The sequence below is a fragment of the Streptococcus varani genome (assembly GCF_001375655.1).
Classification (GTDB): Bacteria; Bacillota; Bacilli; order Lactobacillales; family Streptococcaceae; genus Streptococcus; species Streptococcus varani.
Genome location: NZ_CTEN01000006.1, coordinates 58360 through 67465, shown reverse-complemented (window position 1 = coordinate 67465; position 9106 = coordinate 58360). Strand labels below are relative to the sequence as shown.

Sequence of the window (9106 nt, the reverse complement as noted above, 5' to 3'; positions counted from 1 at the left end):
AATAGGTTGATTTTTTGGTAGAATGAGTGTTGGACATGTTCATCTGCTTTCTATACTGAGTTGGGGAATTCTAGTATATCAGACGAACATGTCTTTTTTGTTGCACTTCATTTTACAACGCGGGAAAAAGTGAAGTTTTTCCTCAGAGGTTGAAATAGACTAATCTGTTGGCCTTCTTGAGGCAACTGTATTACTATATCAGATTCAACTACTCTTTGTCAAGAACCTGATATCATTTTTTTTATCTTTTTTAAAATATATTTGGTTTTTTTAAGACTGGGGAGGGAGCTACTCCCCCCCAGCTCTTAATCTTGAAAATCCGAGAGGTGGACTTTCAATTCCTGAAGCATTTTACTGCGACCTTTGAAACGTTGTCCGCTAATGAGTGACTGGTATTTGATCTGGTCCGATGGCCCTAAGGTGTTACGATAACTTTCTAGCATATCCTGCAAGAGGACTTTTTCATCACTGAGAAGACCATCTTCAGCGACTAGGTGACTAAGTTCAGTGATGTCTTCGTGGTTCATACGATCAAACTTACGCTTTTGGCTTTCTTGGCGGCGGACTTTATCCTTGACATAGTTACGGAACTTCACCTTGAAGTAGGTATAGAGGCGAATGGCTTCTTTTTCGATACCAGGTTCCTGTTGGAGCAACTGATGCAAGATAATCATCCCCTCTTGGTCCCAATCACTTTTGTCCCATAGTTTTATGTAGTATTCCCGACGCGTTTTATGTACAATCCCTTGGACACTACGGTAAACTTCTTCAAATCTCATAACGTTCTCCTTTTCTTTAAAATATATTTGGTTTTTTTAAGACTGGGGAGGGAGCTACTCCCCCCCAGCTCTTAATCTTGAAAATCCGAGAGGTGGACTTTCAATTCCTGAAGCATTTTACTGCGACCTTTGAAACGTTGTCCGCTAATGAGTGACTGGTATTTGATCTGGTCCGATGGCCCTAAGGTGTTACGATAACTTTCTAGCATATCCTGCAAGAGGACTTTTTCATCACTGAGAAGACCATCTTCAGCGACTAGGTGACTAAGTTCAGTGATGTCTTCGTGGTTCATACGATCAAACTTACGCTTTTGGCTTTCTTGGCGGCGGACTTTATCCTTGACATAGTTACGGAACTTCACCTTGAAGTAGGTATAGAGGCGAATGGCTTCTTTTTCGATACCAGGTTCCTGTTGGAGCAACTGATGCAAGATAATCATCCCCTCTTGGTCCCAATCACTTTTGTCCCATAGTTTTATGTAGTATTCCCGACGCGTTTTATGTACAATCCCTTGGACACTACGGTAAACTTCTTCAAATCTCATAACGTTCTCCTTTTCTTTAAACGAGTATAACTGAATACAGGTCTTTCAGAAAGGACATTTTTGGCATATGAAAAAGAACTCCATATTGAAGTTCTTTCTATATCGCATGTTGTCAAGTCAAGTGCAACAAGTTGATTGATAACTAGAGATCCAGAGGTTAAGCTATTTGGGCTATCCCAAATAGGAATTTTGAAGATTGGTATTGAAGAAGTCGTCTCGGGCGCTCATTGATGGCTGTGATATAGTTGTCAAGTTCTTCAGAGGTTAGTGAATTAAAAGAGTTTCCTTTAGGGATATATTCTCTGAGGAGACCATTGAAGTTCTCATTTGTACCTCTCTCATGTGAAGAATATGGATGTGCAAAGTAAACATCAACAGCTTCCAAGTCTGAGAGTAAACTAAATTCAGAACCATTATCAGCTGTAATGGATGCAATAGGATACTGACTTGTAAGTTGTTTGACAGCACAATTAATGGTATGGGACTGTTTGTCTTCTAGCTTAACTCCTAGTGCATAGCGTGTCTGGCGCTCTACCAAAGTCAAAACAACAGCTTCACCTTTGGTTTTCTTTCCAAGAACCAAGTCAATCTCCCAATGACCAAATTCAGAACGGTCATTGATACACTCAGGACGTTCTTCGATAGACTGACCTAAAGTTTTCTTATTCGTCTTAATGACTGGCTTAGAACGTTTCCTGATACTGACCATCTTAGGTAAATCGATTGGTTTTATAACTAACAGCCCCTCTTTGATATAGCGATAAATGGTTTTGGTAGAGGGAACAACCTCCTCAGGATGATTTGCTTTATAAGTCTGAACGAAACTATCTACGCTATGAAGACGAATTTTAGCTTTCAAGGCATATCCTAATTGCTCAATGAATTTAGCGGAGCAGTCATTCAACTTGAGATAAGAGCACTTTTGACGATTGGATTCATAGACACGCTGTCCGCTATCAGCGAAATAGGCACTGAAATAGGTACGTTTCCCATTCTTATCCTGTACCTGATCCACCGAACCACGTTTGATTCCTAGAAGACGAGCGATTTCAGCCGGTTTCTTTCCCATTTTAAGATAAGCAGCCATTTCGCCACGTTCCGAGGCTGAGAGATGAGAATAGGTTGATTTTTTGGTAGAATGAGTGTTGGACATGTTCATCTGCTTTCTATACTGAGTTGGGGAATTCTAGTATATCAGACGAACATGTCTTTTTTGTTGCACTTCATTTTACAACGCGGGGTTCTTTCTATATATATGTTTGATTATAAATAATCTTTCTTATATTGTTCAAGTTCTGCTTTATTACACCAGACATAGTGACCAGGTTTGATTTCAACCATTTCTGGTTTGTCAACACTATAGTCATGCTGATCTTGACTATAGACCACCAATTTCTTTTGGCGCTCCAAAATTGGATCTGGGATTGGAACAGCAGAAAGAAGGGAACGTGTATAGGGATGAATCGGATGCTTAAAGAGTTCTTCTGTCTCTGCAACCTCAACAATAATCCCCTTATGGATAACAGCAATGCGATCTGAAATGAAACGAACTACTGATAAATCATGGGCAATAAAGAGATAGGTGAGACCTAATTCTTTTTGCAGTTGTTTGAGTAGGTTCAAGACTTGGGCACGAACAGAAACATCCAAGGCAGAGATCGGTTCATCCGCGATAACCAATTCCGGATGCATCACCAAAGCACGGGCAATTCCGATACGTTGGCGTTGACCGCCGGAGAATTCATGTGGGAAACGAGTCAAGTGTTCTGCTAGCAAACCAACTTCTGTCATCATCTCACGAACTTTATTTTGTCGATCTTCTTCATTTTCATAAAGTTTGAAGTTATGAAGTCCTTCAGAAATAATGTAATCAACCGTTGCACGTTCATTCAAACTAGCAGCAGGATCCTGGAAGATCATTTGAATCTTACGAATTAATTCGCGAGATTTTTCACGTGAGATTTTACCATTGATTTTTTCTCCCTTATATAGGATATCTCCGGCACTTGTATCGTTGAGGCCAATGATGGCGCGACCAATGGTAGTCTTACCAGAACCAGATTCTCCTACAAGAGAGAAAGTCTCTCCTTTGTTAATAAAGAAATTAGCATTTTTAACGGCCACAAATTTCTTATGCCCTTCTCCGAAAGAAATTTCTAAATCTTTGATTTCAACTAATTTTTCAGTCATTTCTTCCTCCTAACTAATTTCTTCTACTGACATTTTAGCTTTGATTTTTTCATGTAAACCTTGGATAACTTCTGGTTTCTCCGCTTTTGGTGCTTCTGGATGCAAGAGCCAGGTTTTCGCCCAATGGACATCATTTACATGAATAATTGGTGGTGCTTCCTCAAAATCGATTTGCATCGCAAATTCAGAACGTGGTGCAAAGGCATCCCCAACTACCGGAGTAAAGAGAGATGGTGGAGTTCCAGGAATGGAGAAGAGTTCTCCACTAGCGTTTGCCAGTTGAGGAAGACTCGAGAGGAGACTCCAAGTATAGGGATGACGTGGATCGTAAAAGATGTCTTCAACGGTACCGAATTCAACAACTTCACCAGCATACATAACTGCGACTTTATCTGCGATACTTGCTACTACACCTAAGTCATGTGTGATAAAGATGGTAGTAAAGTTATACTCTTTTTGCAATTCCTTGAGCAAGTCCAAAATTTGTGCCTGAATCGTCACATCTAAGGCCGTTGTTGGCTCGTCACAAATCAGAACATCCGGACGACAAGCCAAGGCAATCGCGATAACAATCCGTTGACGCATTCCGCCCGAGTATTGGAAAGGATATTCATTGAAGCGTTTCTTAGCTTCTGGTATTCCAACTCTTTCCATATAATCAATAGCGAGACTTTTGGCTTCAGATGAAGAAACTCCTTGGTGCTTGACAATGACTTCCGTGATTTGACGGCCAATGGTCACCAAAGGATTTAAACTAGTCATCGGATCTTGGAAAATCGTTGCAATTCGCGCTCCACGGATTTTTTCCCACTCTTCATGGTTTTTGATATTTGTTAATTCTTGACCACGATAGGTGATGGTTCCCGAAGCAATTCTACCATTTTCTTCCAACATTCCTGTAAATGTTTTGGTTAGAACAGACTTACCAGAACCCGATTCTCCTACAATCGCTAGAACTTCTCCTTCAACCAAGTCCAGAGATACATTGCGAATAGCTGTTAAGACACGGTCACGAACATCAAATTCCACAACCACATCTTTTGCAGATAATATTACATTTTTATTTACTGTCATATTTTCTCCTTATCTGTGGGTACGTGGATCACTCGCATCGGACAAGTTTTGTCCTACGATGAAGAGTGAGAATGAGACGAGGACAAGTGCCGTCAAAGGAATCCAGAAAAGATAGGCATTTGTTGTTACATTTTGGGCATACTTGGAAATCAAACGACCAAGACTTGGAGTCGTTACCGGAAGTCCGATACCAAAGTAAGAAAGGAAAGCCTCAAAGGAAATGTAGGCAGGTAAGCTTTGAGACGCTTGGGTTACAATAACCGATACCAACTGTGGCAAGAGGTTTCTCACGACTAGTTTTCCTGTAGGAGTACCCAGTGTACGACTGGCCAAGTTGTATTCCAAGTCACGGTAGCGCATGATTTGAATACGAATAGAGTAAGCAACCCCAATCCAACCTGTAATACAGAAAGCTAAAATCAAATTCCAGAAACCTGAGCCAAGAGCGTAAGTGAGTACGATAACAACCAGGAGATAGGGGATATTGGAAATAATATTATACACTTCCATCATGATTTTATCAAAGGTCTTAGAAACACCCCAGAATCCACCAACTATAACACCAATGACTAGATTAATAACAGTGGCAATAAGGGAAATAAGAATGGAATTTCTTGCTCCGTACCAGACAAAATCGAAAAGTGATTGTCCATTGGCATCTGTACCGAACCAATACTTTGCATTAGGCCAGTTGTAGCGAGCAGAAAAATCATTGATTTTACTCACATCTCTAAAGTCATAGTTTGAAAAGATAGGATAGATGAAACTCATTAAGACAATTCCGATTAAAACTAGCAACATAAAAATAGTTGATCTTTTCTTAAAGAATTGACGAAAAACAGAATTCCAATACGAATAAGCTGGGGAGTCAATCGTTTCAGAGGCAAAGTCATCACGTTTGACAAATTGAAATTTACTTTTATCAATTGTTGACATTATTTACCTCCTTTAACGTCTAATTTAATACGAGGGTCCACAACCGTCATTAAGAGATCTCCCAAGAGAAGAGAGAAAATAGATAAGGCTGCAAAAATAAAGGTTAGAGCTACCACCATATTATTATTGCTTGCATTGATTGAATCAATTAGCATCTTACCCATACCTGGAAAGGCAAAGACAGATTCTGTGAAAGTCGCCCCCACAATAACTCCTAAAATAGATCCTGGAATGCTGGATACAACAGGAACCATCGCATTTCTAAAAATATGGGACCTTGAAATTTCAGATTCCGACAAACCTTTAGCCCGAGCAAAACGGACATAATCACTCGTTTGTAAATCAATGAAGTAACGACGAATCCAAATTGCTGTACCAGGAATGGTCATGAGTCCCAAGAGAACAGCAGGGAAGATGTATGACTTAGGATTCGATGCACCCAGAACAGGGAAAGTGTCCGGTAATCCGAATAGTTTTCCCAGTGCAAAACGGAAAATATAGATGAAAGCAATACTTGGCAAGGCCATCAAAAAACTCAAGAAGGCCGTATTCACTGTATCAAATAATCTATTTTTATATCTTGCCATCAAGATTCCCAATGGAATACCCAAAGCATAAGAAATTACTACGCTGATTAAACCGATAATCGAGGAGTTGACCAACATAGATGGATCCTGATAACGAGTCTTCGTTGCCGTATAAGCATCGCCCTCACCAAAATTGGCAATATCTTGGCGATCTGCTGAAGCTGGTGACTTATAAGTACGACTATAAATATCAATAGAAGATTTCTTAGTGTCTCCTGTCGGGAAAGTAACATCTGTAGAAAGAGCCTTTCCTTGTCCAGTTGTTAAAACATCAAGTACCGGAACATTGGCATACGTTGGGTAGGAAAGTCCCATATCAAGATTGATGAAATTCTGATGAATAAAAGGGAATTGTCCATTAAAATAGAGCAAGTACTTATGTTTTGTTCCTGAACCAACCAAAGAAAAACCTGCTGATGGATCATTTTCAAAACGTAAATAACGTTCTAGCTCTGGATTGGTCTCGTCTTTAATACGATTGGTATGGTCAACCTGAATGAGGTTACCATAAAAACCGAAAATCCGTTGGTAAATCGGAATTTCACGAGTCGCATAAAAAAGCTGGCTATCTTCAAACTGGTGAAGCGCCCATCCGTTCCCCATTTTTACAATATAATCTTCATATATTTTTTTGTTAGCAGCAGTTGAATCTTGGCTTGTTCCACCATTTGCTTCTCCAACAGCTTCTTGAAGCTGTTTAGAATTCATGTAGTCGATATAGCCCATCTTCTCATAAACCGTATTGACATAATCATCTTTGGCATCTGGGTTTTTTGCCACTTTTACGTATGTGGGATCTTTATCAAAAATCTTTCTTCTTGGTACCATAGTGTAAATAATCGTATAGATTAAGGTGGTTACCATAAAAAGAGAGAACAATGAACGTAAGATCCGCAGAAAAACATACTTCTTCATTCTAGTATTTCCTCTCCAAATCTCAAAAGAACTTTCTCTAAAACTCGTAGAGAAAGTCCTCTTGAAAAAGTTCCTTAAAAGTCCTTTATTTTTCTACATGGTCAGCAAGCTTCTTCTGTGCTTCTGCATTAGATTCCGCTTTTTCTTCCAACCATTTTTCACGTTTCTTGTAGACATCGTCAGCTTTATTAGTTTCAGTACCAACTTCCATATACTTGAAGTACATAGTTGAACCACCTTTGACACCAACATCAGATGTAGCAGCTGCATAAGGGACAACTTTAGATACGCTTGGGGTACCGCCTAAGGACATGTAAGGGATAACCAAGGCACTGTCTGTCAACCAAGCTTGAGCCGCTGCATATTTTTCATAGCGTTTAGCAACGTCCATTTTTTCATTTGCTGCTTCTTTTAGAAGGGCATCAAACTCATCCAAGCCAACGGCTTTAATAGATTCTTCGTCCTTAGCACTTATACCAAGTTTGTCAGTATTTGCACCACCTTGGATAGCGAATACATCTAAATAAGTTGATGGATCTTGGTAGTCAGGACCCCATCCAGAGTATGTGATATCATAATCATTTTGTTCTGGAGCTTCAGTGTAGAATGCGATGTTTGTAAAGGTATCTTGGTCAAGCATTTGCAGATCAATGACAACATTATCGCTACCAAGAGCCGCTTCGATAGACTGTTTCATTGAAGAAGCTTGTTGAACACTAACTTCATTTTCTTGAACGACTGGCATATCCAAGTGGATTGGGAATTCAACACCGTCAGCAGCTAGAGTTGCCTTAGCTTTTTCAAATTCCGCCTTAGCCTTTTCTACATTGTAAAGACCATTTTGTGCATCAGAGAAGTCAACATTTGCCCACTCATCACCATAGGAAACAACTTTGTCACTTACCAACTCACCAAATGATTTCTCACCGGCATTAACAAATGTTGGAGGGACCACCAAGTTACGCAATGATCTGTCAGCTGCATCTGCACCTACTGATTGAGCCAAGTAGTTCTGACGATCGAAAGCAAAGGTCAATGCCTGACGGAAGTCCTTGTTGCGCAAAGCTTTAAAGGTAGATGATTTTTGAGCATCAGTGGTTTTAGCTGTATGACCATAGTTGGTCCGTTTTGTATTGAAGACACGGTAGTAAACAGTAGCATCTTGCATGCTATAGGTAATGTTGTCGCCGTATTGTTTCTTGACGGAAGCATAACTTGATGAGTTCGGGAAGACACGGGCATTTGTATAGTTGCCATCTGTAAAGCCTTTAATCAAAGACTCCGGATCTTGTCCATCGTAGAAAGTCAGCTTCACGTTATCGATTTTAACGTTTTCTGCATCCCAGTAGTTTTCGTTTTTAGCATATTCAATCGATGATTTCGATGTCATAGAGCTAATAGTGTAAGCACCATTGTAGAGGATCCCACCTGGCTCCACTTTACCAAAATCTTTGCCTTTAGACTCTAAGAACTCCGCATTAACCGGCAACATAATTGACATAGTCAATTTAGAATTCCAGAATGGCTCTGGGTGAGTCAAGGTATATTGAACTGTATGATCATCCAGTGCTTTTACGCCTACAGTTCCGAAGTCTGTTGATTTACCAGTTACAAAATCATTCAAACCAGCAATAGAATCTTGAATAATGTAGAGACCTTCAGACTTAACTTCTACTGCGTGTTTGAGAGACGTTACAAAATCTTCCGCAGTGACATCAGCATATTCTTCACCATCAGCGGTATACCACTTAACGCCTTCACGAAGCTTGTAAGTATATGTCAAACCGTCTTTAGATACAGTCCAATCTTCCGCAAGAGATGGAATTAAATTCCCGTATGTATCATTTTCAAGAAGTCCGTCAACCATATTGGTCACGATATCAGATACTTGAGCACGGTTAAAAGCAATATAGTCCAAAGATGTTGGATCTTCGGTATAGACGTATGAATAAGTTGACGCCGCTCCTGAACCACCATTATTTGAAGCGTTTCCACAAGCTGCTAAAAAACTAGCCGAGAGTAGCGTTACACCGGCGATGGCTGCCAATTTTCTCTTTTGCATAGAGTTCTCCTCTGTATC

8 protein-coding genes are annotated in these 9106 nt (G+C 40.0%); all 8 read right to left on the bottom strand.

The annotated features are described in order from the left end of the window. Positions 1-305: 305 nt before the first annotated feature. A complete protein-coding gene (locus tag BN1356_RS11555; RefSeq protein ID WP_093651533.1) occupies positions 306-779 on the bottom strand; it encodes a sigma-70 RNA polymerase sigma factor region 4 domain-containing protein in 474 nt (157 codons plus the stop codon). A 71-nt stretch (positions 780-850) separates the two neighbouring features. After that, on the bottom strand, positions 851-1324 hold the full coding sequence (locus BN1356_RS11550) for a sigma-70 RNA polymerase sigma factor region 4 domain-containing protein (protein WP_093651533.1): 474 nt from the start codon (positions 1322-1324) through the stop codon (positions 851-853). Between the two features lie 157 nt (positions 1325-1481). Continuing rightward, positions 1482-2477 carry an IS30 family transposase gene (locus BN1356_RS11545; protein ID WP_176694281.1) on the bottom strand — a complete coding sequence of 332 codons (996 nt, stop codon included), beginning with the start codon at positions 2475-2477 and terminating at the stop codon, positions 1482-1484. A gap of 110 nt (positions 2478-2587) precedes the next feature. Further along, positions 2588-3514 (bottom strand): ATP-binding cassette domain-containing protein, encoded by a 927-nt coding sequence (locus BN1356_RS11540; protein ID WP_093651531.1) that lies wholly within the window; start codon positions 3512-3514, stop codon positions 2588-2590. Between the two features lie 9 nt (positions 3515-3523). Further along, positions 3524-4588 carry an ABC transporter ATP-binding protein gene (locus BN1356_RS11535; protein WP_093651530.1) on the bottom strand — a complete coding sequence of 355 codons (1065 nt, stop codon included), beginning with the start codon at positions 4586-4588 and terminating at the stop codon, positions 3524-3526. 9 nt (positions 4589-4597) lie between these two features. After that, on the bottom strand, positions 4598-5524 hold the full coding sequence (oppC, locus tag BN1356_RS11530) for an oligopeptide ABC transporter permease OppC (protein ID WP_093651529.1): 927 nt from the start codon (positions 5522-5524) through the stop codon (positions 4598-4600). Next, positions 5524-7026: an ABC transporter permease gene (locus tag BN1356_RS11525; protein ID WP_093651528.1), complete on the bottom strand. Its 1503-nt coding sequence runs from the start codon at positions 7024-7026 to the stop codon at positions 5524-5526. The genes oppC and BN1356_RS11525 overlap by 1 nt, the downstream gene beginning before the upstream one ends. An 85-nt stretch (positions 7027-7111) precedes the next feature. After that, positions 7112-9088 (bottom strand): peptide ABC transporter substrate-binding protein, encoded by a 1977-nt coding sequence (locus BN1356_RS11520; RefSeq protein ID WP_093651527.1) that lies wholly within the window; start codon positions 9086-9088, stop codon positions 7112-7114. Between the last annotated feature and the right edge of the window lie 18 nt (positions 9089-9106).